Origin of the sequence: Novosphingobium hassiacum, from assembly GCF_014196055.1 — a bacterium.
Classification (GTDB): Bacteria; Pseudomonadota; Alphaproteobacteria; order Sphingomonadales; family Sphingomonadaceae; genus Novosphingobium; species Novosphingobium hassiacum.
The window spans coordinates 261,167-284,668 of record NZ_JACICY010000003.1 but is presented as its reverse complement, the minus strand read 5'-3'; the positions used below and the strand labels follow the sequence as shown (position 1 = coordinate 284,668).

At 63.0% G+C, this 23,502-nt stretch carries 26 protein-coding genes; 10 read left to right on the top strand and 16 right to left on the bottom strand.

Features of this window, described 5'->3' with window-relative positions; translation table 11 throughout:
- Positions 1–5: 5 nt before the first annotated feature.
- The 7 genes from leuA to miaA form a co-directional block, all read right to left on the bottom strand.
- The gene (gene leuA, locus GGQ88_RS08595; protein ID WP_183612738.1) at positions 6–1,676 is read right to left on the bottom strand and encodes a 2-isopropylmalate synthase; all 1,671 of its coding nucleotides are present in this window, start codon (positions 1,674–1,676) and stop codon (positions 6–8) included.
- Between the two features lie 276 nt (positions 1,677–1,952).
- Positions 1,953–2,612, bottom strand: coding sequence for a YceI family protein (locus GGQ88_RS08590; RefSeq protein ID WP_246385668.1), 660 nt, complete (start codon positions 2,610–2,612; stop codon positions 1,953–1,955).
- 77 nt (positions 2,613–2,689) lie between these two features.
- Positions 2,690–3,082, bottom strand: coding sequence for an I78 family peptidase inhibitor (locus GGQ88_RS08585; protein ID WP_183612737.1), 393 nt, complete (start codon positions 3,080–3,082; stop codon positions 2,690–2,692).
- Between the two features lie 88 nt (positions 3,083–3,170).
- Entirely contained in the window at positions 3,171–4,190 is a 1,020-nt protein-coding gene (gene ilvC, locus GGQ88_RS08580) for a ketol-acid reductoisomerase (RefSeq protein ID WP_183612736.1), read from the bottom strand.
- A gap of 49 nt (positions 4,191–4,239) precedes the next feature.
- Positions 4,240–4,755, bottom strand: a complete 516-nt coding sequence (ilvN, locus tag GGQ88_RS08575; RefSeq protein ID WP_183612914.1) for an acetolactate synthase small subunit — start codon at positions 4,753–4,755, stop codon at positions 4,240–4,242.
- Between the two features lie 14 nt (positions 4,756–4,769).
- Complete coding sequence (ilvB, locus tag GGQ88_RS08570; protein WP_183612735.1) at positions 4,770–6,518, bottom strand: biosynthetic-type acetolactate synthase large subunit; 1,749 nt, start codon at positions 6,516–6,518, stop codon at positions 4,770–4,772.
- A 197-nt stretch (positions 6,519–6,715) separates the two neighbouring features.
- Complete coding sequence (gene miaA, locus GGQ88_RS08565; RefSeq protein ID WP_183612734.1) at positions 6,716–7,690, bottom strand: tRNA (adenosine(37)-N6)-dimethylallyltransferase MiaA; 975 nt, start codon at positions 7,688–7,690, stop codon at positions 6,716–6,718.
- On the opposite strand from miaA, the gene serB reads away from it, so the two are divergent.
- Both serB and GGQ88_RS08555 read left to right on the top strand, forming a co-directional pair.
- A complete protein-coding gene (gene serB / locus GGQ88_RS08560) occupies positions 7,683–8,567 on the top strand; it encodes a phosphoserine phosphatase SerB (RefSeq protein WP_183612733.1) in 885 nt (294 codons plus the stop codon). The two genes, miaA and serB, sit on opposite strands and share 8 nt — an antisense overlap.
- Positions 8,568–8,632: 65 nt before the next feature.
- On the top strand, positions 8,633–9,436 hold the full coding sequence (locus GGQ88_RS08555) for a Coq4 family protein (protein WP_183612913.1): 804 nt from the start codon (positions 8,633–8,635) through the stop codon (positions 9,434–9,436).
- On the opposite strand, the gene GGQ88_RS08550 is transcribed toward GGQ88_RS08555, so the two are convergent.
- The 3 genes from GGQ88_RS08550 to GGQ88_RS08540 are packed head-to-tail and all read right to left on the bottom strand — an operon-like array spanning position 9,437 to position 12,774.
- Positions 9,437–10,180 (bottom strand): DUF72 domain-containing protein, encoded by a 744-nt coding sequence (locus GGQ88_RS08550; protein ID WP_183612732.1) that lies wholly within the window; start codon positions 10,178–10,180, stop codon positions 9,437–9,439. It abuts the gene before it with no gap.
- Complete coding sequence (gene purL, locus GGQ88_RS08545; protein WP_183612731.1) at positions 10,177–12,336, bottom strand: phosphoribosylformylglycinamidine synthase subunit PurL; 2,160 nt, start codon at positions 12,334–12,336, stop codon at positions 10,177–10,179. The genes GGQ88_RS08550 and purL overlap by 4 nt, the downstream gene beginning before the upstream one ends.
- A 39-nt stretch (positions 12,337–12,375) precedes the next feature.
- On the bottom strand, positions 12,376–12,774 hold the full coding sequence (locus GGQ88_RS08540) for a DUF2177 family protein (RefSeq protein ID WP_183612730.1): 399 nt from the start codon (positions 12,772–12,774) through the stop codon (positions 12,376–12,378).
- Between the two features lie 75 nt (positions 12,775–12,849).
- Between GGQ88_RS08540 and GGQ88_RS08535 the strand changes: the two genes are divergently transcribed.
- The 5 genes from GGQ88_RS08535 to queA all read left to right on the top strand — a co-directional run bounded on the left by GGQ88_RS08535 (position 12,850) and on the right by queA (position 16,337).
- Positions 12,850–13,101, top strand: a complete 252-nt coding sequence (locus tag GGQ88_RS08535; RefSeq protein WP_183612729.1) for an exodeoxyribonuclease VII small subunit — start codon at positions 12,850–12,852, stop codon at positions 13,099–13,101.
- An 11-nt stretch (positions 13,102–13,112) separates the two neighbouring features.
- The gene (locus GGQ88_RS08530) at positions 13,113–14,012 is read left to right on the top strand and encodes a polyprenyl synthetase family protein (RefSeq protein WP_183612728.1); all 900 of its coding nucleotides are present in this window, start codon (positions 13,113–13,115) and stop codon (positions 14,010–14,012) included.
- On the top strand, positions 14,012–14,524 hold the full coding sequence (gene coaD, locus GGQ88_RS08525; protein ID WP_183612727.1) for a pantetheine-phosphate adenylyltransferase: 513 nt from the start codon (positions 14,012–14,014) through the stop codon (positions 14,522–14,524). The genes GGQ88_RS08530 and coaD overlap by 1 nt, the downstream gene beginning before the upstream one ends.
- Positions 14,525–14,604: 80 nt before the next feature.
- Complete coding sequence (locus tag GGQ88_RS08520) at positions 14,605–15,282, top strand: peptidylprolyl isomerase (RefSeq protein ID WP_183612726.1); 678 nt, start codon at positions 14,605–14,607, stop codon at positions 15,280–15,282.
- A 26-nt stretch (positions 15,283–15,308) separates the two neighbouring features.
- The gene (gene queA, locus GGQ88_RS08515) at positions 15,309–16,337 is read left to right on the top strand and encodes a tRNA preQ1(34) S-adenosylmethionine ribosyltransferase-isomerase QueA (RefSeq protein ID WP_183612725.1); all 1,029 of its coding nucleotides are present in this window, start codon (positions 15,309–15,311) and stop codon (positions 16,335–16,337) included.
- Here the strand turns inward: queA and GGQ88_RS08510 are convergent.
- A complete protein-coding gene (locus GGQ88_RS08510) occupies positions 16,334–17,104 on the bottom strand; it encodes a TSUP family transporter (protein WP_183612724.1) in 771 nt (256 codons plus the stop codon). The two genes, queA and GGQ88_RS08510, sit on opposite strands and share 4 nt — an antisense overlap.
- Before the next feature lie 58 nt (positions 17,105–17,162).
- Here GGQ88_RS08510 and tgt point away from each other — a divergent pair, with 58 nt between their 5' ends.
- Both tgt and GGQ88_RS08500 read left to right on the top strand, forming a co-directional pair.
- Positions 17,163–18,287, top strand: a complete 1,125-nt coding sequence (gene tgt, locus GGQ88_RS08505) for a tRNA guanosine(34) transglycosylase Tgt (protein WP_183612723.1) — start codon at positions 17,163–17,165, stop codon at positions 18,285–18,287.
- A 130-nt stretch (positions 18,288–18,417) separates the two neighbouring features.
- Positions 18,418–20,352 (top strand): S9 family peptidase, encoded by a 1,935-nt coding sequence (locus GGQ88_RS08500; protein WP_246385666.1) that lies wholly within the window; start codon positions 18,418–18,420, stop codon positions 20,350–20,352.
- 34 nt (positions 20,353–20,386) lie between these two features.
- Here the strand turns inward: GGQ88_RS08500 and GGQ88_RS08495 are convergent, their stop codons facing one another.
- Both GGQ88_RS08495 and rpsD read right to left on the bottom strand, forming a co-directional pair.
- The gene (locus tag GGQ88_RS08495; protein WP_183612721.1) at positions 20,387–20,581 is read right to left on the bottom strand and encodes a hypothetical protein; all 195 of its coding nucleotides are present in this window, start codon (positions 20,579–20,581) and stop codon (positions 20,387–20,389) included.
- A 148-nt stretch (positions 20,582–20,729) separates the two neighbouring features.
- On the bottom strand, positions 20,730–21,341 hold the full coding sequence (gene rpsD / locus GGQ88_RS08490) for a 30S ribosomal protein S4 (RefSeq protein WP_183612720.1): 612 nt from the start codon (positions 21,339–21,341) through the stop codon (positions 20,730–20,732).
- A 221-nt stretch (positions 21,342–21,562) separates the two neighbouring features.
- Here rpsD and GGQ88_RS08485 point away from each other — a divergent pair, with 221 nt between their 5' ends.
- Positions 21,563–21,883, top strand: a complete 321-nt coding sequence (locus GGQ88_RS08485; protein ID WP_183612719.1) for a hypothetical protein — start codon at positions 21,563–21,565, stop codon at positions 21,881–21,883.
- On the opposite strand, the gene GGQ88_RS08480 is transcribed toward GGQ88_RS08485, so the two are convergent.
- The 3 genes from GGQ88_RS08480 to nrdR all read right to left on the bottom strand — a co-directional run bounded on the left by GGQ88_RS08480 (position 21,876) and on the right by nrdR (position 23,499).
- A complete protein-coding gene (locus tag GGQ88_RS08480) occupies positions 21,876–22,154 on the bottom strand; it encodes a hypothetical protein (RefSeq protein WP_183612718.1) in 279 nt (92 codons plus the stop codon). The genes GGQ88_RS08485 and GGQ88_RS08480 overlap by 8 nt on opposite strands.
- A gap of 107 nt (positions 22,155–22,261) precedes the next feature.
- Positions 22,262–23,011 (bottom strand): TrmH family RNA methyltransferase, encoded by a 750-nt coding sequence (locus tag GGQ88_RS08475; RefSeq protein ID WP_183612717.1) that lies wholly within the window; start codon positions 23,009–23,011, stop codon positions 22,262–22,264.
- Complete coding sequence (gene nrdR, locus GGQ88_RS08470; RefSeq protein ID WP_183612716.1) at positions 23,008–23,499, bottom strand: transcriptional regulator NrdR; 492 nt, start codon at positions 23,497–23,499, stop codon at positions 23,008–23,010. Before nrdR ends, GGQ88_RS08475 begins: the two co-directional genes overlap by 4 nt.
- Between the last annotated feature and the right edge of the window lie 3 nt (positions 23,500–23,502).

Sequence of the window (23,502 nt, the reverse complement as noted above, 5' to 3'; positions counted from 1 at the left end):
ATTGGTTACTTCGCTGCGTTGGCGGCGCTGAGAACAGCGCGGACGCTGGCGGTGGCGACGTCTTCATCGATGCCGACGCCCCAGACGGTGCGGCCATCGGGCAGGACGCATTCGACATAGGCGGCGGCGCGGGCGTTGCTGCCCGAACCCATCGCATGTTCCGTATAGTCGCGGACGTCGAGGTCGAGGCCGAAACCGTCCTTGATCGTGGCGACGACCGACGAGATCAGCCCGTTTCCTCGGCCCGAAACCGACTGGACCATGCCATCGACTTCGACCTTGCCCGCGAAGATGCGGGTGCCGTCGGGGCCGCGTGCTTCTTCATAATCGACGAGTTGGAACGGCTGCGGTCCTTCGAGGCGGTAGGCCTTGCGGAACACCCCCCAGATGTCGGCCGCCTGCAGTTCGCGGCCCAATTCGTCGGCGAGATCCTGCACGTGACGCGAGAAATGCGCCTGCATCTTCTTCGGCAGCTTGAGGCCCTGATCCTGTTCGAGCACCCAGGCAAAGCCGCCCTTGCCGCTCTGCGAGTTGACGCGGATCACGGCTTCGTAGGTGCGGCCGAGGTCGGCGGGATCGATCGGCAGGTAGGGCACCGCCCAGAGTTCGTCGTTGCGCTGTTCCTGCGCTGCAAAGCCCTTCTTGATCGCGTCCTGATGGCTGCCGGAAAAGGCCGTGAACACCAGTTCGCCGCCATAGGGGTGGCGCGGGTGGACGGGCAGCTGGTTGCAGTATTCGACCGTCTGGATGACGTCGTCGATATTCGAGAAGTCCAGCTCGGGATCGACACCTTGCGTGTAGAGGTTGAGCGCGACGGTCACCAGACAACAGTTGCCGGTGCGCTCGCCATTGCCGAACAGGCAGCCCTCGACGCGATCCGCGCCTGCCATCAGCCCGAGTTCGGCCGCGGCAACGCCGGTGCCGCGATCGTTGTGGGTGTGCAGGCTGATCACCGCGCGATCGCGGTTCGGCAGGTTGCGGCAGAAGTACTCAATCTGGTCAGCGTAGATGTTCGCGGTCGACGCTTCCACCGTGGCGGGCAGGTTGAGGATGATCGGGCGGTCGACGGTCGGCTGGAGCACGTCCATCACGGCCTCGCAGCATTCGATGCTGAAATCGAGTTCGGCCGTGGAGAAGGTTTCCGGGCTGTATTCGAAGTGCCAGTCGGTCTGCGGGAAGCGCGCGGCCTGATCGCGCAGGACCTTGGCACCATCGATGGCGATCTGGCGGACGTCAGCCTTGTCCATGCCGAACACGACCTGACGCCACAGCGGCGAGACCGCGTTGTAGACGTGGACGATGGCCTTTTTTGCGCCGGCCAGGCTTTCAAAGGTGGTGCGGATCAGGTCTTCGCGTGATTGGGTGAGGACCTGGACGAAGACGTCGTCGGGAATGCGCCCGGTATCGACGAGGCCGCGGATGAAGTCGTATTCGGTCGCGCCTGCACTGGGAAAGCCGACTTCGATTTCCTTGAGGCCGACTTTGACGAGCAGGTCGAAGAAGCGGGCCTTCTTCTCGGCGTCCATCGGGTCGATCAGCGACTGATTGCCGTCGCGCATATCGGTGGAGAGCCAGCGCGGAGCCTGGGTGATGGTGCGGCTGGGCCACTGCCGGTCGGGCAGGTTGATCTGCGGAAAGGCGCGGTACTTGGCCGACGGGGTCTTCAGCATAGTCATGGGGATTTCGCTCGATATATCTGGATTTGTCTGCGTGTGGATCCGGCTTCCCTTGAGCGCCGATCCGCGCCGCGATGCGACACGTCAGCTCACGCCCAAGGGCGGATAAGTCGCAGGCTAAGGTCCAGTCGAGCAGTCATCGCGAAAGCCTATGATGATTTGGCGCGCGCTTGTCCAGAATGAATGCGTGATAACGTGCGCAAGCCCATCGCTCGCCGGGGGCAGTCCGAAGCGGACATACGGACTTCGGACTGCCAATCGTCAATTCAGCGGCGCCTACTTCTTTTCGAAGGCGACCGTGATGTCGAGCTTCACGTCATCGGAGACGAAGGGGATGCCGTACTTCACGTTGAAGTCCGAACGCTTGATCGTGGTCATGGCGTGAAAGCCTACGGTGGCAGCCTTGTTCATTGGATCGTTGCCAGCGCCCGAGAACGTCGCCGCGATAGCGACCGGCTTGGTCACGCCGTTGAGCGTGAGATCGCCGTTGACCGTGGCCGACATGCCGTCAGCACCGGGTACGACCGATGTCGAGACGAAGGTGGCGTCGGCGGGGGCAGGGCCGAAGAAATCGGCAGGCTTGCCGTCAGCGCCCGGCTTGAGCAGGTGTGCAGTCAGGCCGGGGCTTGCGGTCATGATCTTGGCGACCGGGATCTTGACCGAGACCTTGGCGTCAGCAGGCTTGGCCGGGTCTAGTGTCAGCGTGCCGGAGACATCACCGAACAGTCCGAAATAATCGTTGAAGCCGAGGTGGTTGACCTTCCAGCCGATCAACGAGTGCGAGGCGTCGGCGGTGTAGGTTCCGGCGGTGACGCGTGCCTTGTCGGCCTTGCCCGGAGTTTCGGGCATCTGCGCGAGCATCGGTGCGGCGGCAGCGGCGAGGGCGAGCGGCAGCGCAAGCTTGAGCGCGCGGGGCATCTTGGGGAGGGTCGGCAAGGGGGGATCTCCTCGATCACTGGGAAGCTGCAAGGATGCCAAAGGCGAGGCTATCGCACAAGGGCGATGAAGGCTTGTCAACCGCAGCGCATAGTCAGGATCTTGCCCGCATTGTCGATGATTACGTTAAGCCGGTCTGAGCGGTAGTCCTGCGTGACGATTTCGCCGGGCTTGATCCAGCGGATCCGGGTGTGCCCTGCGGCCTTGGCGACAGCCTCGCGCGTGGTGAGACTGGCGGTCCCGCCGATGTAGCGATGCGCTGGATCGAGGCCACAGGCATCGTCGCCAATGACACGCGCGGCCGGCTGCTGGACGATGGCGGGAACGGTGGGGGACCGGCCGAGGGCTGCGGTCGGAGCAGATGCTGATTGCTGGGCGAAAGCCATGTACAGCATGACCAAGCCCATCGACGAATTGAACACGGCGCGACCCTCGTTCGAGTGGATATCTCCAGAATGGAGAAGTATCATTCGTGAGGCTTACGTCCAATCGTTTCGTCGATGACGGGATGTCGTTGGTGGAACGGGCGGCTCCGTGTTGGAGCCGCCCGGCCAAGTCTCAGTTCTTGGTCTGGTCGACCAGCGCGTTGGCGCCGATCCACGGCATCATCGCGCGCAGCTTGGCACCGGTTTCCTCGATCGGGTGGCGCTTGGCGAGGCCGCGGGCAGCCTTGAGTTCCGGCTGGCCGGCGCGGTTGTCGAGCACGAAGTCCTTGACGAAGCGGCCCGACTGGATGTCGGCCAGAACGCGCTTCATTTCCTTCTTGGTCTCTTCGGTGATGATGCGCGGACCGGTCTTGATGTCGCCGTATTCAGCGGTGTTCGAGATCGAATAGCGCATGTTGGCGATGCCGCCTTCGTACATCAGGTCGACGATCAGCTTCAGTTCGTGAAGGCATTCAAAGTAGGCCATTTCAGGCGCGTAGCCTGCTTCGACCAGCGTTTCGAAGCCAGCCTGGACCAGCGCGGTGGTGCCGCCGCAAAGCACGGCCTGTTCGCCGAACAGATCGGTTTCGCACTCTTCGCGGAAGTTGGTCTCGATGATGCCCGAGCGACCGCCGCCGACGCCCGAAGCGTAGGCAAGGCCGACGTCATGCGCGTTACCGGTCACGTCCTGATGGACCGCGATCAGGCAGGGTACGCCGCCGCCGCGCTGGTATTCGCTGCGCACGGTGTGGCCGGGGCCCTTTGGCGCGATCATGATCACGTCGATGTCGTTGCGCGGTTCGATCAGGCCGAAGTGGATGTTGAGGCCGTGCGCGAACGCGATGGCCGAACCCGGCTTGAGGTTGGCGTGGAGATCGTTGGCATAGATCGCGGCCTGATGTTCGTCGGGCGCAAGGATCATCAGCACATCGGCCCATGCAGCGGCGTCGGCGTTGGCGAGGACCTTGAAGCCTGCAGCTTCGGCCTTCTTCGCGCTGGCCGAGCCCGGACGCAGTGCGATGGCGACGTCCTTGACGCCCGAATCCCGCAGGTTCTGCGCGTGGGCGTGGCCCTGCGAGCCATAGCCGAGGATCACGATCTTCTTGTCCGTGATCAGGTTCAAGTCGCAATCGGCGTCGTAGTAAACCTTCATTTCTTTCCCAATCCTGTTGAGTTCATGTCTGAAATCGTATGTGAAACCGTCAGGCGACCGAAGCGCCGCGCACCATGCCGACGATGCCGGTGCGGCCGACTTCGACGAGGCCGAGTTCCTTCATCAGCGTGACGAAGCTGTTGATCTTGTCGGGCGCGCCGGTCAGCTCGAAGATGAAGCTGGAGGTCGTGGTATCGACCACCTTGGCGCGGAACACGTCGGCGAGGCGCAGTGCCTCGACGCGGTTTTCGCCTTTGCCTGAGACTTTTACCAGCGCCAGTTCGCGTTCGACGTAAGGGCCGACTTCGGTGAGATCGGTGACCTTGTGGACCGGCACCAGTCGTTCAAGCTGGGCCCGGATCTGGTCGATGATCTCGGGCGGGCCGTGGGTGACGATGGTGATGCGGCTGACATCGTGGCCATCGGTGATGTCGGCCACGGTCAGGCTGTCGATGTTATAGCCGCGCGCGGTGAACAGCCCCGCGATCTTCGCAAGGATGCCTGCTTCGTTATCGACCATGATGGTCAGGACGTGGCGTTCGGACGCCTCGGTGGGGATGTGCATCATTTCCAGGTATCCTAAACCAGCGCCTTGGCTTCGTCGTCCATGACGCCGGAGACCTCGTCGCCGTAGAGCAGCATTTCGGTGTGGGCCGCGCCGCTGGGGATCATCGGGAAGCAGTTTGCTTCCTTGGACACGAGGCAGTCGACGAAGACCGGACCGTCGTGGTCGATCATCGCCTGGATGCCGGCGTCGAGCTCGCTCAGGTCGGAAATGCGGATTCCCTTCCAGCCGTAGGCTTCGGCGAGTTTGACGAAATCGGGCAGGCTGTCGGAATAGGAGTTCGAGAAGCGGCTCTCGTAAGTCAGCTCCTGCCACTGGCGGACCATGCCCATCCATTCGTTGTTGAGCACGAAGACCTTGACCGGCAGGCGATACTGCGTGGCGGTGCCCAGCTCTTGAATGTTCATCTGGATCGACGCGTCTCCCGCGATGTCGATGACCAGCGCATCGGGGAAGCCCGCCTGCGCGCCGATGGCGGCGGGAAGGCCGTAGCCCATCGTGCCGAGACCGCCCGAAGTGAGCCACTTGTTTGGCTTCATGAAGTGGAAGTGCTGTGCCGCCCACATCTGGTGTTGGCCAACTTCGGTGCTGATGATCGGTTCGCGGTGCTTGGTCAGTTCATACAGGCGTTCGATTGCCAGTTGCGGCATGATTTCCGAGGACTTGCGCGGATAGGCGAGGCTCTGGCGCGCGCGCCAGCCGTCGATGCGGGCGTGCCATTCGGTGAGGTCGCGCGCCTTGTGGCCCTGTTCCAGCCAACCGTCGATCAGTTGGGCGAGAACCTTGCCGCAATCGCCGATCACGGGGAGGTCGACGCGCACCGTCTTGTTGATCGAGGCGCGATCGATATCGATGTGGATCTTCTTGGAATTGGGCGCGAAGGCATCGAGGCGGCCGGTCACGCGATCATCGAAGCGTGCGCCGATGCAGACGACGAGGTCCGCACGGTTCATCGTCATGTTGGCTTCGTAAGTGCCGTGCATACCCAGCATGCCGAGCCACGCGGGGTGGTCGGCCGGGAAAGCGCCAAGGCCCATCAGCGTCGAAGTGACCGGCGCGCCGGTCAGCGCCTGCAGTTCGCACAGCAGACGGGCGGCTTCGGGGCCGGAGTTGATCACGCCGCCGCCGGTGTAGAACACGGGTGCCTTGGCGTTGGCGATCATCTCGACTGCGGTCGCGATTTCCTTTGCGCCGCCTTCGGTCTGCGGATTGTAGCGGTTGCGCTGCTGGGGCGCGTTGCTGCTCCACGGTGCGGTGGCGATCTGGACGTCCTTTGGGATGTCGATAACGACCGGGCCGGGGCGACCTTCGGTGGCGATGCGGAACGCCTCGTCGATGGTTGCGGCAAGCTGCGCCGGGTCTTTGACCAAGTAGTTGTGCTTGGTGCAGTGACGCGTGATGCCGACAGTATCGGCTTCCTGGAACGCATCGGTGCCGATCAGGCCGGTCGGGACTTGCCCAGTGATGACGACCATCGGGATTGAATCCATGAACGCATCGGCAATGCCGGTAACGGCATTGGTCGCGCCGGGTCCGGACGTGACGAGAACGACGCCCGGCTTGCCGGTGGCGCGCGCATAGCCTTCGGCAGCGTGCGCCGCGCCTGCTTCATGGCGGACGAGGATGTGGCGGATGCGTTCTTCACCAAACAGCGCATCGTAGATCGGCAGGACTGCGCCGCCCGGATAGCCGAACACGAATTCGACGCCCTTGGCGACAAGGCTTTCGACCAGGATCTCGGCGCCGCTGCGCTCGCTGTTCACGTTACTGTATCCTTCTGGACTCTCGCGTCCGGCTGGGGGCCGATAGCCGCGATAGGCAAGCCTTAGAACAAAAAATTCTCGGCCCGGTGCAGGCTGGCTGCGCCGGGCCATCTCTCACTTTCGGGTGCGCAACAGATGCAGGGCACCTGTCAGGCAATCGATAGCCTGCTACTTGACATAAAACACCATGTCAACGGCTAACTGCGCAATAAACTAACGACGTGATCTAGTTCTATGGAATTTTCGTACGTCAAGCGTGGCCATCCACTCGGGCTCTGGTTGTTGCTCCAGGTGTATTGGCGTTTGGCGTAGCGGCGGGTGGCCTGCTGGCCTGCCGCGATGGCATCGGCTGAAGAAAGGTCTCCGCGCAGGTATTTGGCGATCTCGGGTACGCCGATCGCGCGCATGACCGGCGCGTCTGCCGGCAGGTTGCGGGCGAGCAACGTTTCCACCTCGGCGAGCGCGCCACCGTGCCACATGGTTTCAAAGCGCAAGTCGCAGCGCCGATAGAGCCATGCGCGATCGGGCAGGAGGATCAACGGAGCAAGATCGACGCTGGCTGCGATCCCGCCGCTCAAGCGCTGCTGCCAGTGGCTGAGCGGGTGTGCGGTCGAGCGCACGACTTCGAGCGCGCGCGTGATGCGCTGCGCGTCGGCCGGGGCGAGGAGGGCGGCGCGCGCCGGGTCTTCGGTTTGCAGGGCGGCATAAGCGCGGTCGAGCGGCATGGCGCGAACTGCGGCGCGAATGTCCGGGTCGATTTCGGGCACGGGGGCGATCCCGTCGAGCAGCGTGCGTATATAGAGGCCGGTGCCGCCGACGAGGATCGGTAGAGCGCCGCGAGCATGGGCGGCGGCGATATCGCGCTTTGCTGCTGCCGCCCAGTCGGCCGCCGAGCAGGCCTGTGCGCCGTCCCAAGCGCCGAACAGAAGGTGGGGAACGCCGTGCATTTCCTCGTCGGAGGGGCGGGCGCTGAGCACGCGCAGATCGGCGTAGACTTGAGCGCTGTCGGCGTTGATGATGACCGCTTGTTGACCCTGTGCGATTACGTGTTGCGCGAGTTTCACCGCCAGATCGCTCTTGCCGCTGGCCGTCGGCCCTGCGATTAGCGCGAGCCTTGGCCGCTGGGCCGAAGGACTCACGTTTTCGCTCTCGAAGGAATTTCCGTTGATCATCGCGCGGCTGATAGCAGACCCGGAGACGCTTGGTGACAATCTTGCGCTGGCGATGGAGATGATCGAAGCGCGCGACTGGGAAGTGGCGGGCGCAGGGATGCTGGACTTCTGCGACGACGTGCTTGAGCTCGAAGTGCTGCACGGCGATCCGGCAGGCATCCGCGCAATCCTTGACCAGTGTTTCCCGGAGTCCGATCTCCTGCTCAGCGCAGGGTTGATCGAGGTGCCGAACTTGTTCGTGTCCGACATGGATTCGACGATGATCGGGCAGGAATGCATCGACGAACTGGCCGATTTTGCGGGGCTGAAGGACAGGATCGCAGCGATTACCGAACGCGCGATGCAGGGCGAACTTGATTTCGAATCTGCGCTGCGTGAGCGGGTGGGACTGCTGAAGGATCTGCCCGAAGCGGCGATCCAGCAGTGCCTGGATGAGCGCATCCAGCCGATGGCGGGTGCGCGGACGCTGGTCTCGACTCTGAAATCGCGCGGGTGCCAGACGGTGTTGGTGACCGGCGGGTTCCATTCGTTTGCCGATCCAGTGGCGGAGTTGCTCGGTTTCGACCGCGTCGTTGGCAACCGCTTGGGCCTGCATGAGGGCGTGCTGACCGGCGGCTTGGTCGGCGGGATCGTCGACAGTTCGGTCAAGAAGCAGGTGCTGCTCGATGAAGCCGCGCGGATCGGCGATGGGGCACTGAGCCTTGCGACGGGCGATGGCGCGAACGACATCCCGATGATCGAAGCCGCGAGCTACGGTATTGCCTACCGTGCCAAGCCGAAGGCGCGCGCAGCGGCGGACGGCTGGATCGATCGGGGGGATCTGACTTCGATCCTGTCGTTGCTGGGTATTGCGCGCAAGGACTGGGTGCTGGATTGACGTTCTATTTACACACCTGTTAGTATTACGGTGCAAGACCAGCGGAGAGTGGACGCGTGAATGCGATGACTGGTGCGATGCAAGCCGACCTGCCCATCTATGACGAGCGCCGCCCGGTATTACGCCTGCGTCCCGCCAAGGCCTGGCATCATTTCCAGAACCTGCTGAAGGACAAGGAAAATACTGAAGAGGTGTTTCACATCTTCGAATCGCTGCCGTGGCGGAACCTGCGTCCGGCAGGGGAGCGGTTCCTGCGTTCAGTACGTGGGCAGGCGATTCGTGCGAAAGAGCCTTATCTACCGGCGATCCTCGATGATCACGCTGCGCTTCGCCTTATGCCAGAGGGATCGCTGGCGCATGCCTATTGCGACTTCATGGAGCGCGAGGGGCTGACGGCGCAGGGGCTGGTCGACGAGTTCGACAAGTTCGCGCGCCACCATGAGAAATTCGACGACCAGTTCCGCTGGTACCTCAACCGTCTGCGCGACGTGCACGACATGCTGCATGTGCTGACCGGATACGGCCGCGATGCGCTGGGCGAGGCTTGTGTCCTAGCGTTTACCTACAGCCAGCAGCCGAGCTATGCTAACCTGTTCATCGGTTATCTGGCGGGGCTGAACATCAACAAGCAGACGCGGCGGTCTGCGCCGGTGCTGCGTGCGGTGCGCGAAGGGCAGAGGCTGGGCAAGGCGTGCCCGCGCCTGTGCGAGCAGTCGATCACCGAACTGCTGCCCTTGCCGCTTGAGGAGGTCCGGCGTCGGCTGAACATCACGCCTGCGGTGCACTATCATCAGGCGCATGCAATCTGGCGCGCGATCGGCGTCGATCCGTACGATCTGCTGGGCAAGAACGCCAAGCTGGCGGCCTGATTATAGCGTCTCGATCAGCGCCTGCGCGGCTGCCGGGTTGCGGTGCTTCGCGCCTGATATGAACAACATGAAGACGTCGCGGTTGCCGCGTGACCAATCGTGCGCGCGCTTGGCCCAGTCGGCGATGGCGGGCTTGGCGTAGCCTGTCTTTGGCTTGTCGCTGGACCGCTGCAGGCGGGCGTAGGTGAAGTCGGCGGTCTGTTCGTCGATTTGCGGAAACTCGGCGCTGTCGGCGAACACGACCGCGAAGTTGCGGGCGCGGCAGAGGTCGAGGAACGCGGTGTCGCGGAAGGTTTCGTCGCGCACTTCGATGGCGTGGCGCAGGGGCGCACCATCCTGCTTGTCGGGGATCAGATCCAGGAACCGGGCAAAGTCGTCGCGGTCGAATTTCTTGCCGTCGCGGAACTGCCAGAGGACCGGGCCGAGCTTGTCGCCGAGCTCGGTGAAGCCTTGTTCGAGGAACTTGGTGACCGAGTCCGCACCGTCGGCCAGCACCTTGCGCTGGGTGGTGTAGCGTGAAGCCTTGAGGCTGAAGATGAATCCATCGGGCGCGGCTGCCGCCCAGTTGGCGAAGCTCTGGCGCTTCTGGCGGCCGTAGTAAGTCGCGTTGATTTCGATGCAGGTGAGCTTGCTGGCGGCGTATTCGAGTTCACGCTTTTGCGGCAGACCTTCAGGATAGAACAGGCCGCGCCAGGGCTCGTACGTCCACCCGCCGATGCCGACGCGGATGGACCCGTGGGTCATGCTTCCATCCACTCGCGGAAAAACGCCTCGTTGGCTTCACGCAGGGTGATGACATCGACGCCTGCGACCTCGGTGCCCCCGACGCTGCCGATGCGGGTTGCGCCTTCCAGCGTATCGTTCGGCGCGGTGGTCACGATATAGCGCGACTGGTCCTCGCCGAATGCCATGGCGGTATCGAGAGGGATGTCGAGGGCACAGCCCTTGTTGCTGGCCAGCGCCATTTCCGTCAGCGCGACGAGCAGGCCGCCATCGGAAATGTCGTGAACGGCCGTCAGCTTGCCCGCGGAGATCCATTCGCGGACCTGCTCGCCATTCTTGCGTTCGAGGGCCAGATCGACCTTGGGGGCGTCACCCGCCTCGCGACCAGCAATTTCGCGCAAGTAGAGCGACTGGCCAAGGTGCGTGCCTTCGCCGCCGACCAGCCAGATCGCGTCGCCCTCGTTCTTGAACGCGATCGTCGCCATGATCGTGTGGTCGAGCATCAGGCCGACGCCGCCGATGGCGGGGGTGGGCAGGATGGCCGAGCCGCCGCCGGTCGCCTTGCTCTCATTGTAAAGCGAAACGTTGCCCGACACGATCGGGTAGTCGAGCGCGCGGCAGGCGTCGCCCATGCCCTCAAGGGCCTGGACGATCTGTGCCATGATCTCTGGGCGCTGCGGGTTGGCGAAGTTGAGGCAGTTGGTGATTGCGAGCGGGCGCGCGCCGACCGCGCAGATGTTGCGATAGGTCTCGGCCACGGCCTGCTTGCCGCCTTCGTAGGGGTCAGCGTAGCAATAGCGCGGCGTGCAGTCGGTGCTCATCGCGAGCGCCTTTTGCGTGCCGTGGATACGCACGACGGCAGCGTCGCCGCCCGACTTCTGCAGCGTGTCCGCGCCAACCTGCGAATCGTACTGTTCGAAGATCCAGCGGCGGTTGGCGAGATCCGGGCAGCCGATCAGTTTGCTCAGGTCCGCGCCGATATCAGTGCTTTCGGGTACGTCGCCGAGCGGCGCGACGTTCGCCCATGTCTTGTAGTCGGCAAGGCTGAGGGCAGGGCGGTCATAGAGCGGGGCGTCTTCAGCCAGCGGGCCGAGCGGAATGTCGCACACGGTTTCGCCCTGAAAGGTCAGGACCATGTGACCGGTGTCGGTGACTTCGCCGATGACCGCGAAGTCGAGTTCCCACTTCTTGAAGATCGCCTCGGCCATGGCTTCCTTGCCGGGCTTCAGCACCATGAGCATGCGCTCCTGGCTTTCCGAAAGCATCATTTCGTAAGGGGTCATGCCCTCTTCGCGGCAGGGCACCATGTCCATGTTGAGGATGATGCCGGCGCGGCCGTTGGTCGCCATTTCGACCGAGGATGAGGTCAGGCCAGCCGCGCCCATGTCCTGAATAGCAACGATGGCGTCGGTCGCCATCAGTTCGAGGCACGCTTCGATCAGCAGCTTTTCGGTGAACGGATCGCCGACTTGCACGGTGGGGCGCTTGGCTTCGGAATCCTCGCCGAAATCGGCGCTGGCCATCGTCGCGCCGTGGATGCCGTCGCGTCCGGTCTTGGAGCCGACGTAGACGATCGGATTGCCGAGGCCGGTGGCGGCGGAATAGAAGATCTTGTCCTGTTCGGCGACGCCCACGGTCATCGCGTTGACCAGGATGTTGCCGTCATAGGCGGGGTGGAAGTTGGTCTCACCACCCACCGTCGGTACGCCGACGCAGTTTCCGTAGCCGCCGATGCCCGCGACGACGCCCTGCACGAGGTGCTTCATCTTGGGGTGATCGGGACGGCCGAAGCGCAGCGCGTTCATGTTGGCGACGGGACGCGCGCCCATCGTGAACACATCGCGCAGAATTCCGCCGACGCCGGTCGCCGCGCCCTGGTAGGGCTCGATGTACGAGGGGTGGTTGTGGCTCTCCATCTTGAAGATGGCGGCCTGGTTGTCGCCGATGTCGATCACGCCCGCATTTTCGCCCGGACCGCAGATCACCCAGGGCGCCTCCGTGGGCAGCTTTTTCAGATGGATGCGGCTCGACTTGTAGGAGCAATGCTCGGACCACATCACCGAGAAGATGCCGAGCTCGACGAGGTTCGGCTCACGCCCGAGCGCGTTCAGGACGCGGGCGTATTCTTCCTCGGACAGCCCGTGGGCGGCGACGACATCTGCGGTGATCTGAGACATGCGCCGCGCCTTAGCGAGGGGCGGCGAAAGAGGCTAGTGCTAACCTGCGAATCTGATGGCGATCCATGTGGCCGCGGTGGCAGCGACGGCGGTGGCGAACGTGCCCCAGACGACGTCGATGATCGTCAGATGGACCGGCCAGCGTGCCAGCACGGCCTGGCTGGTCAGATCATAGGTCATGTAGCACATCGCGCCCAGCAGCGCGCCGTTGAGCGCGGCGGCGCCGAGGCCGCTGGCAAGACCAGGGCGAACCGCGAACCACACCATTCCGGCGATGTAGAGCACGTAGAACACCAGCGCCGGGCCGGTGCGGAAGGCGGGCGCGAGCAGGCTGCCGAGCGCGGGGCGGTAGAGCCGGGTCCCCGCCCAGCCGAGCCACACCGCGTCGAGTGCACCGAAAACGACGGCGGCTGCGACATAGGCGATGAGGTACTGCATGGCGTTTCACGACCTCCGCGGGCATCTTGTCATCGAAGCTTGACCCGACACCTGTGCGCCGTCAATGCTGCCCCGATGGGAACCATACCGGACAATGCGAACCTCAGCTTCGAAGAGGCGCTCAAGGAACTGGAATCCGTCGTGAGGCGGTTGGAAAGTGGTGAAGCGCCGCTCGATGAATCGATCGAGCTCTACGCCAAGGGCGACAAGTTGCGCGCGCATTGCCAGGCGCGGCTCGACGCGGCGCAGGCGCGGATCGAGGCGATTGTCGCGGATCGTGACGGCAAGCCGCAAGCCTTGCGTCCATTCGACGAAACTTCGGGTTGAGCGTTCACCAGATGACCGTAACCCCCGGCCTGCTCAAGCCCGCGCTCAAGGCGATTGCCGAGGATATCGATCACAGCTTCGATCTGCTGCTGCCGATCCCGGGCGATCCGCGCGACCGGCTGGTCGAGGCGATGCGCTATGCCACGATCGGGGGGGGCAAGCGGATCAGGCCGTTGCTCGTCTGCGCGACAGCCGCGCTGTTCGGCGTATCGCGCGAAGCGGCGGTACGCGTCGGAACCGCGATCGAGGCAGTTCACGTCTATTCGCTGATCCACGATGATCTGCCGTGCATGGACAATGACGCGTTGCGCCATGGCAAGCCGACCTTGCATGTGGCGTTCGACGAGGCAGCGGCCGTGCTGGCAGGCGATGCGTTGCATGACTTTGCGTTCGAGCTACTGTCCGATCCCGCCACCAGCGGCGATCCGTTCGTGCGCATCGAACTGATCCGCACGCTGGCGACATCGAGCGGGATGAACGGCATGTGCGGCGGGCAGATGATGGACATCGTCGCCGAAACGTCGAGCTTCGACCTGCCTACGGTCACCCGGTTGCAGCAGCTCAAGACCGGCGCCCTGCTGGGCGCGGCGGTAGAGATGGGCGCGATCCTGGGGCACGCGCCGATCGAGGGACGCTCGCACTTGCGCGGCTATGCCCGCGACATCGGGCTGGCTTTCCAGATTGCGGATGATCTGCTCGATCTTGAAGGTGACGAGGCCGAGGCTGGAAAGGCGCTGCGCAAGGACGCCGATCAGGGCAAGCAGACCTTTCTTTCGCTGCTCGGCCCAGAGCGCGCGCGCGAACAGGCGCGACGACTGGTGGAGCAGGCGATCGAATTGCTGGCCAGCTATGGTCCCGAGGCGGATCTGCTGCGCGAACTGGCGCGCTTTATTGTCGAGAGGGACCACTGATGGCAGACCGTGTGGGGGTTTATCCCGGGACATTCGACCCGATCACTCTGGGACACCTGGATATCATCCGGCGCGGCGCGAAGCTGGTTGATCGGCTGATCATCGGAGTGACGACGAATCCTTCGAAGAACCCTATGTTCACGACTGAAGAACGCATGGCCAGCGTGCTGCGGGAAATCGATCTGCAGGGCATCGCCAACGTCGAGGTCGTGGGTTTCAACGCGCTGCTGATGAAGTTCGCGCGGGCGCAGGGAGCCAGCGTGATCGTCCGCGGCCTGCGCGCGGTCGCGGATTTCGAGTACGAATACCAGATGGCGGGCATGAATCAGCAACTCGATGCCGAGATCGAAACCGTGTTCCTGATGGCGGACGTCTGCCTGCAGCCGATCGCGTCGAAGCTGGTCAAGGAAATCGCGCTGTTCGGCGGTGACGTTTCCGACTTCGTGACCCCGACAGTCCGCGACGAGATCGTCGCGCGGGTCGAGAAAATGGGCCGACTGGGCGACTACTGAACCGGATCGTAATCGTTCATTGCAGCGACAGCGCGAGACGCCTATCCGCGCTGCAGGTTTATTCGGAGTTCGACTGTCCCATGGTTTCGCGCATTCTTACCGCTTTCGCGCTTGGCGCAGCTCTGATCGCTTCACCCGCATTGGCGCAAGACAAGGCAGCCGCACCGGCAGTTGAAGCCAAACCTTTGACTTACGCGGTAAATGCAGATCCGACCGTTGACCGCGAGAACATCCTGGTGCTGGATCTGTCGAACGGCGGACGCGTGCTGATCCGGTTGATGCCGGAATGGGCGCCCAACCATGTCGAGCGGATCAAGACGCTGGCGCGGCAGGGATTTTACAACGGGGTAATCTTTCACCGCGTGATCGATGGTTTCATGGCGCAGACCGGCGATCCGACCGGGACCGGGCAGAGCGGCTCGACGCTGCCAGACCTGACCGCTGAATTCAACGCGATCCCGCACGTACGCGGTTCGGTGTCGATGGCGCGCACGAATGAGCCGAACACGGCCAACAGCCAGTTCTTCATCGTGTTCTATCCGCGCTTTGCGCTCGACCACAAATACACCAACTTCGGTCGCGTGATCGCAGGCATGGACTATGTCGATGCGATTGTCCGGGGCGAGCCGCCTGCGAACCCGACCAAGGTTGCCCAGGCCTCGATTGCTTCGGATAACAAGGCTCCGCCTGCACCATCGGCGACGACGGATGCGCCAAAGATCACGGCCGACATGCTGAGCAATTCGCAGTCGAACTGATCCGAGATTGCGGCTAGGGCGCGCCGATGCGCGTTGACCTGTTTGATTTCGAGCTGCCACCTGAACACATCGCTTTGCGTCCGGCAAAGCCGCGCGATTCTGCGCGCTTGCTGGGCGTGGGGCGTGAGGGTGTGTTTCGGGATTTGAGCGTGCGCGACTTGCCGTCGCTGCTTGAGCCCGGCGATGTGCTGGTTTTCAACGATACGCGGGTAATCCCGGCACAGCTCGAGGGTACAAGGGGCGAGGCGCGGATCGGGGCGACCCTGCACAAGCGCGTGGATTTGCGCCGCTGGCAGGCGTTCGTGCGCAATGCCAAGCGATTGGGTGAAGGCAACGTGATCGAATTTGGCGCGGGCGTGACCGGGATCGCCGAGACAAGGCATGCCGACGGAAGCTGGACGCTGATGTTTCCCGGGGACGAGCCGGTCGAAGTGCTTCTGGAACGCGCGGGGCGGATGCCGCTGCCGCCGTACATCGCGGGCAAGCGTCCGACCGATGAGCAGGACCGCACAGATTACCAGACGATGTTCGCGTCCAAGGATGGTGCGGTGGCCGCCCCGACAGCCGCGCTGCACTTCACGCCAGAATTGATCGAGGCGCTGGCTGGACGCGGAGTGAAGTCCGAGACGCTGACGTTGCATGTCGGCGCGGGTACGTTTTTGCCGGTCAAGGCGGACGACACGACCGATCATGCAATGCACGCCGAATGGGGGCGTATCGATGCCGAGACCGCCGATCGCCTGAATGCGGTGCGGGCTGGCGGCAACCGGGTGATCGCGGTCGGTACGACCAGCTTGCGCTTGCTTGAAAGCGCGACGGGTGCAGACGGCGTCATTCGCCCGTTCGAAGGCGACACCGCGATCTTCATTACGCCCGGCTACAAGTTCCGCGCGATCGACGGGCTGATGACCAATTTCCACCTGCCCAAATCGACGCTGTTCATGCTGGTCAGCGCGCTGATGGGGCTTGAGCGGATGCAGGCAGCTTATGGGCACGCGATAGCGAACGGGTATCGCTTCTACAGTTATGGCGATTCCAGCCTGTTGCTGCCTTAGCCAGCGAACCAGCCCCAGATCAGGCGCGCGGTCAGGCCGATGCTGCAAGTCACGAGAAGCGGGCGGATAAGTCGCGCTCCGAAACGCGTGGCATAGTGTGAGCCTATCCACGCGCCGGTCATGGCGCCCGCGCCCATGCACAAGCCTAACACCCACATAGCCTGCCCGCCGATAGTGAACACGATGACGCTGGCGATGTTGCTGCTGACATTGATGAATTTGGTGAGTCCCGTGGCGCGGGTCAGGCCGAGGCCGCGCAGGGCGACAAGGGTTGTCGCAAAGAATTGGCCTGCACCAGGCCCGAAGAACCCATCGTAAAATCCGATACTTGCCCCCACCGGCATATAACCACGTTCGCCGAGGTGCCCATGGCGTTCGGCGTCGCTCATGCTGGGGGAAAAGATGGTGTAGAGCGCAACGCCGATCAACAGGACCGGCACGACCAGTTTCAGAGCGTCGGCGCTGATCTGCTGGATCGTGAGGGACCCCGCCAGAGCGCCCATGAAAACGACGATGGCAGTCGGCGCGCTCTGGCGGAAGCTGAACAGGCCTGCGCGATGATAGCGCCAAGCTGCCATGCCAGTGCCAAAGCTCGACTGAATCTTGTTGGTACCGAGCACGACGTGCGGGGGCAGGCCGGTCGTCAACAGTATCGGCATCATCAGCAACCCGCCGCCGCCCGCGATCGCATCTACCACCCCGGTCAGTGCCGCCACCAAGGTGAGCGCCGGGTAAAGCCACAGATCGAGTTGCACCGGGTCAAGCATTTGCGCGCCTTGGCGAATGCGCCTAAGGGCCGCAAACTCTTTTTGCCGAGCAGATGCAATGACCCGCTTCGCCTTCGATATTCACGCAACCGACGGCAAGGCCCGCACCGGCACGATCCGGATGGAGCGAGGGGAAATCCGTACGCCTGCGTTCATGCCGGTGGGCACCGCTGCAACGGTAAAGGCGATGAAAGTCGAGGACGTTCGCGCTGCAGGCGCTGACATCATTCTGGGCAATACCTATCACCTGATGCTGCGGCCCGGCGCGGAACGCGTGGCGCGGCTAGGGGGCTTGCACAAGTTCATGGGCTGGGACCGCCCGATCCTGACCGACAGTGGGGGCTATCAGGTGATGAGCCTGTCGGACTTGCGCAAGATCACCGAGGAAGGGGTGACCTTCGCCAGCCATCTCGACGGATCGCGGCATATGCTCAGCCCTGAACGGTCGATGGAAATCCAGCGGTTGCTGGGCTCGGATATCGTAATGTGCTTCGACGAATGCCCGCGCGCCGACCAGCCGCGCGATGCGATCGAGAAATCGATGGAGATGTCGATGCGCTGGGCCAGGCGCAGCCGCGATGCGTTCGATGCAGGCGGCGACCATGCCGCGCGGTCGGCGCTGTTCGGTATCCAGCAGGGCGCGCTGGACGAAGGCCTGCGCAAGGCCAGCGCCGATGCCCTGGCCGACATCGGGTTCGATGGCTATGCGATCGGCGGGCTTGCGGTGGGTGAGGGGCAGGAGGCGATGTTCGCCACACTGGACTTTGCGCCGGGACAGTTGCCCGCTGATCGTCCGCGTTACCTGATGGGCGTTGGCAAGCCCGACGATCTGGTGGGAGCGGTCGAGCGCGGGGTCGACATGTTCGACTGCGTGTTGCCGACGCGGTCGGGTCGCAACGGGCAGGCGTTCACGTGGAACGGCCCGCTGAACCTGCGCAACGCGCGTCATGCCGAAGACACCGGGCCGTTGGACGAGCGTTGCCCGTGCCCTGTCTGCACGAAATACAGCCGGGCCTATCTCAATCACCTGCACAAATCCGGCGAGATGCTCGGCGCGATGCTCCTGACCGAGCACAACCTGTGGTTCTACCAGCAGCTGATGGCCGGAATGCGCGCGGCGATTGCCGACGGAAAGTTTACCGACTTCGCTTCCGGTTTTCGCCGTGATTACTTTAACCACTGAAATGATTGTAAAACGGGCTTGTCGCGAAAGCCGCGAAAGCTAGGTTGCGCTCCCATAGCGGGAGGCAAACATGATTCCGACGTCGAGACTTCTACTTGTGGCAGCGACGGCGCTTTGTTCGTTGCCGGCGATGGCACAGGCGGTCGATCCGCTTGCAGCCAAGTTCGGTGCGATAGAGTCGATCGTCAACGTCTCGATCTCTCCCGATGGCAAGCGCGTGGCGGTGCTTGCGCCCCGGCCCCAGGGCGGTGAGGCGATCCTGGTGGTTGCGCTGGATGGTGGGAACACCGTCGCCATACCTGGATCGAACGGCCAAAGCGACCGGTTGCGCTCTTGCGGCTTTGCTACCGATACGCGGATCGTCTGCAACGCGACCTACACACAGCGCCGGGGCCGGTATCTGGACGTGTTCAGCCGCCTGCTCGCGGTGGATAGCACCGGCACCAACATGAAAGTCCTGACACCGGGTGCAAGGTCGAACTCGTTCTACGAGGTCCGTTCCGGCGGATCGCTGATCGACCTGGTTTCACCGGATGGCGGCAACGCGATTCTGGTCAGCAAGGTGACGGCGGAAGAGTTCACGACCGGATCATACACGTCGCGTAACCGCCCCGGCACAAGCGTCATCTCGATCGACACGCTGAGCGGCAAGTTCAAGGAAATCGAGCCGCCAAAGCGGACCGCAACCGAGTACATCAGTGACGGCAAGGGCAATGTCCGTGTCATGGGGATCACGCGCGTCGAGGAAAGCGGGCAGCTGGCAGGGCGCAACACCTACCAGTACCGCAAGGCCGGATCGCGCGATTGGCTCCCGCTCAGCACCGTGGAGTTTGATTCCCAGACGTCGCGCGGCTTTGTCCCGCAGGCCGTCGATAGCGACATCGACGCGGTCTACGGCTTTGCCGACCATAACGGCTTCAAGGCGCTTTATCGGCGCAGCCTTGCACGCGACGATGCGCCCGAGCTGGTACTTGCGCGTAATGATGTCGATGTGGACGGTCTGGTCCGGATCGGTCGTCAGGAGCGGGTCGTGGGGGCGAGCTACGCGACCGAAAAGCGCATGGTGGAGTTCTTCGACCCTGAATTGCGTAAGTTGGCTGTTTCGCTGGGCCAGGCTCTGCCGAAGGGATCGCAGATCTCGTTCGTCGATGCGACATCGGACGAGGGCAAGCTGGTGCTGTTCGTCAGCAGCGATACGAATCCGGGCGTGTTCTACCTGTTCGACAAGGCGACCAAGCGCCTGTCGGAAATCGCTCCCGTTCGCCCGGAATTGGCAGGCCTGAAGCTGAGTACGGTCAAGCCGATTACGTTTCCAGCGGCCGATGGCACGATGATACCGGGATACCTGACGCTGCCTCCGGGAAGCGACGGCAAGAACCTGCCTGCCATCGTCATGCCACATGGTGGACCATCGGCGCGAGACGAGTGGGGGTTCGACTGGTTGTCGCAGTACTATGCGAGCAAGGGCTATGCCGTGCTCCAGCCGAACTTCCGTGGTTCAGCCGGCTATGGCTCGGCGTGGTTCCAGAAGAATGGCTTCCGCTCGTGGAAGCTTGCTGTCGGCGATGTTAACGACGCGGGGCGCTGGCTCGTGCGTGAGGGCATTGCAGCATCCGGCAAGCTCGGCATCGTCGGCTGGTCCTACGGCGGCTATGCGGCGCTGCAATCGCAGGTGCTCGACCCGGATCTGTTCAAGGCCGTCGTGGCCATCGCGCCGGTTACGGATCTCGATGAATATCGCAACGAGTTCAACGAGACCAGCATGGCTAATATGGTCCAGGCATTTGTTGGCCAGGGACCGTACATTGCTGAGGGATCACCGGCACGCCGGGCGAACCTGTTCAAGTCGCCGGTCCTGTTGTTCCATGGCGATGTCGATCAGAACGTAGCCGCGGCTGAATCGCGCCTGATGGCCGACCGGCTCAAAGCCGCGGGCAAGTCTGTCGAGTATGTCGAGTTCAAGGGGCTCGACCACTATCTCGACAATACCGCAGCGCGCACACGAATGCTGTCGGAAAGTGCTGCTTTCCTGTCGCGTAATCTTGGTGGCGGAACGGCACCCTGAGGCAAGCGGTACCGGAGGTGCGGCGGTGAATGAATCAGGCGGCGGTGTCGAACTCGTCGTTCTGTGAGTCTCCGTCGACCTCCAGCCGCGTCTCGGGATATTTGTAGAACATGCCGGTACGCTGATCGAGAAAGCCCGCGCCGATGGCGAACGCCTGACGTTGCGCAGTGAGCAGATCCGAGTACCATTTACCGGTGCGGTGGGGTGTGACGAAGCGATAGAGCGACATGTCGGTGCAATGGTCGCAATGCCCGCTTGTTCCCTCTCGAAGGCCCGATTTTGCCTTAGATTACAAAAAAATACGCCCAAGCTGCGGGCACGAAAAAGGCGGAGCTTGCGCCCCGCCTTTTTGCGTTTGTTCACGATGATTCGAAAGCTTAGCGCGAGTAGAACTCGACGACCAGATTCGGCTCCATCTTCACCGGATAAGGCACTTCGTCCAGCGTCGGAACGCGGGTGAAGGTGGCCTTGTCGGCATCGGTCGAAACGTAGTCGGGCACGTCACGCTCGGGCAGGGTCTGCGCTTCGGCGATCAGGGCCATTTCCTTGGCCTTCTTGCCGAGGCTGATCACATCGCCGGGGCGAACGCGACGCGAGGCGATGTTGCACTTCACGCCGTTGACGTAGATGTGGCCGTGCGAGACGACCTGACGAGCCGAGAAGATCGTCGGCGCGAACTTGGCACGGTACACGACCATGTCGAGGCGCTGTTCGAGCAGGCCGATCAGATTCTGACCGGTATCGCCCTTCATCTTCGACGCTTCCTGATAGGTGCGCTTGAACTGCTTTTCGGTCACGTCGCCGTAGTAGCCGCGCAGCTTCTGCTTGGCGCGCAGCTGGATGCCGAAGTCCGACACCTTGCTCTTGCGGCGCTGGCCGTGCTGGCCGGGACCGTACGAACGACGGTTCACCGACGACTTGGGGCGGCCCCAGATGTTTTCGCCGAGACGACGATCGATTTTGTACTTGGACGATTTACGCTTGGACATGCACTACCATTCAATTTGCCAACGCTTCGACGATGTGTCGATGCTTCGAGTCCCGGAACCGCACCATTCTGTCGATCTGGCGTGCCAAATACAGAATGCGGCCACCGCTTCACCGGGAGTGCGAGGCCAATTGCGAAGCGCGGCCAAGAACAGAGATTCAGGTCGATGTCAAGGGCAGCCCTCATAGACAGCGCGGGCGAATCCGGGTGATACAAGGATTGATGGACCAGTGGCCGCCTCGTCTCGATCTGAACCTGCCTCCCGGCGACGGTGCCGATGGGTTGGCCGCGATCGATGAGCATATCCTGAGCCTGCTGACCCAAAGGTTGGCCATGACGCCGTATCAGCCAAGTTCACCGCTGTTTAATGACCAGCATCGTCGGGACACGCTGTCGCTCGTTCGCAAAAAGGCGTTCAAGCTCGGCATTCCGGTGGGACTGGCGGTCGATTTCTGGGATCGCATGCTCGATGCGGCAGAGGCGATCCGGGACCGGGCAAAAGGCCCGGATCGTGATGCGACCGCCGAGCAGCTGATCAGTTGAAATCGTTGACCCCGCCGGACGTCTGCGCGCGGCGGCGATCGAGCGTCTGTTCGGCTGCGTTGCCAACCGCCTTGTCAAACTCGGCCCATTCGGACTGGGTATGGCAGATGCGTTTGCGCATGTGAGAACCCGTCGCGGCAATCGCCCGGCAGACTTTCTTGTCGGTCTTGGCAGTTGCAGTGGCTGGCTTGCCATCCGCTTCGCCATTATCAGCGAAGGCAGGCGATGCGGCGAGAATGATCGCAAGTGCGGCAATACGATGAATAATCACGAGAATCCTGACATGCTTGGTCTCATGCGCTCATATCGTAATGTTGCCAGCCATGTCGAGACGGTTTCTCGAGAAACAAGATTTCGTATGGTGAGCCGTCAACCGGCTCAATCGCGCGGATCGCCGGGCTTCGACCCGGGGCGGCGACGGAGTACGCTCAGGACCCCCCGGAACGTGCGCAGTTCCAGGTGATTCCAGCCCGGCTTGATCATCATCGAGCGCAGGGTCCGGCGGGTCGTTCCTGCGCGGCTCGGCGGTTCGAAATAGCCACGCGGTTCGAGCATGTCGCATAGCTGGCCGAACATGCCCTCGAATTCCTCCTGTGGGGCAGGGGGCAGCACCTCTTCTACGGTGGGCTGAACGAGGTCTGCGTGTTTGGACCATTCATAGGCGCACAGGATCACTGCCTGGGCAAGATTGAGCGAGCCGAATTCGGGATTGATTGGCACGGTGACGATCGCGCGAGCAAGCGCGACGTCGTCGGTTTCGAGGCCCGAGCGTTCGGGGCCGAACACGAATGCACTGCGGCCCTGTGCGACGAGGATTTCGGCGGCCGCCTGCTCGGGCGTGACCACCGGCTTGACCACGCCGCGTTTGCGGACGGTCGTGGCGTAGACATGCGCGCAGTCGGACACGGCCTCGGCGAGCGATTCGAATACCTGAGCGCGTTCGAGGACGATGTCTGCCCCCGCCGCAGCAGGCCCTGCCGATGGGTTGGGCCAGCCATCGCGCGGAGTGACCAGTCGCAACTCGACAAGCCCGAAGTTGAGCATCGCGCGCGCGGCCTTGCCGATGTTTTCGCCCAGTTGCGGGCGCACCAGCACGATGACCGGCTGGCGCTTGTCAGCTTCGCTCACTGCTCGCCGTTCCCGAGCCCGCTGACTTCCTGAACGCTGCTGGCAAATTCTTCGAAATCGCGGGCCTCGGCGAAATCACGATAGACGCTGGCGAAGCGGATATAGGCGACGCTATCGAGTTGGCGCAGGCCTTCCATGACCATCTCGCCGATGGCCTTGGACGGCACCTCGGCATCGCCCATCGTCTCGATCTGGCGCTGGATGCCCGATACCAGCTGGTCGAGACGCTCCTGCGAGACCGGACGCTTGCGGCAGGCGAGCGAGACGGATTGTTCGATCTTGGCGCGGTCGAACGTCTCGCGACGCCCTTCACTGCCGAGGCCGCCGCTTTTGACGACGACAACCTCGCGCAGCTGGACACGTTCAAACGTGGTAAAGCGCGCCCCGCACCCTTCGCACTGCCGACGCCGGCGAATCGAGGTATTATCCTCGCTCGGCCGACTGTCTTTTACCTGGCTGTTGTCATGGGCGCAAAAAGGGCAACGCATCGA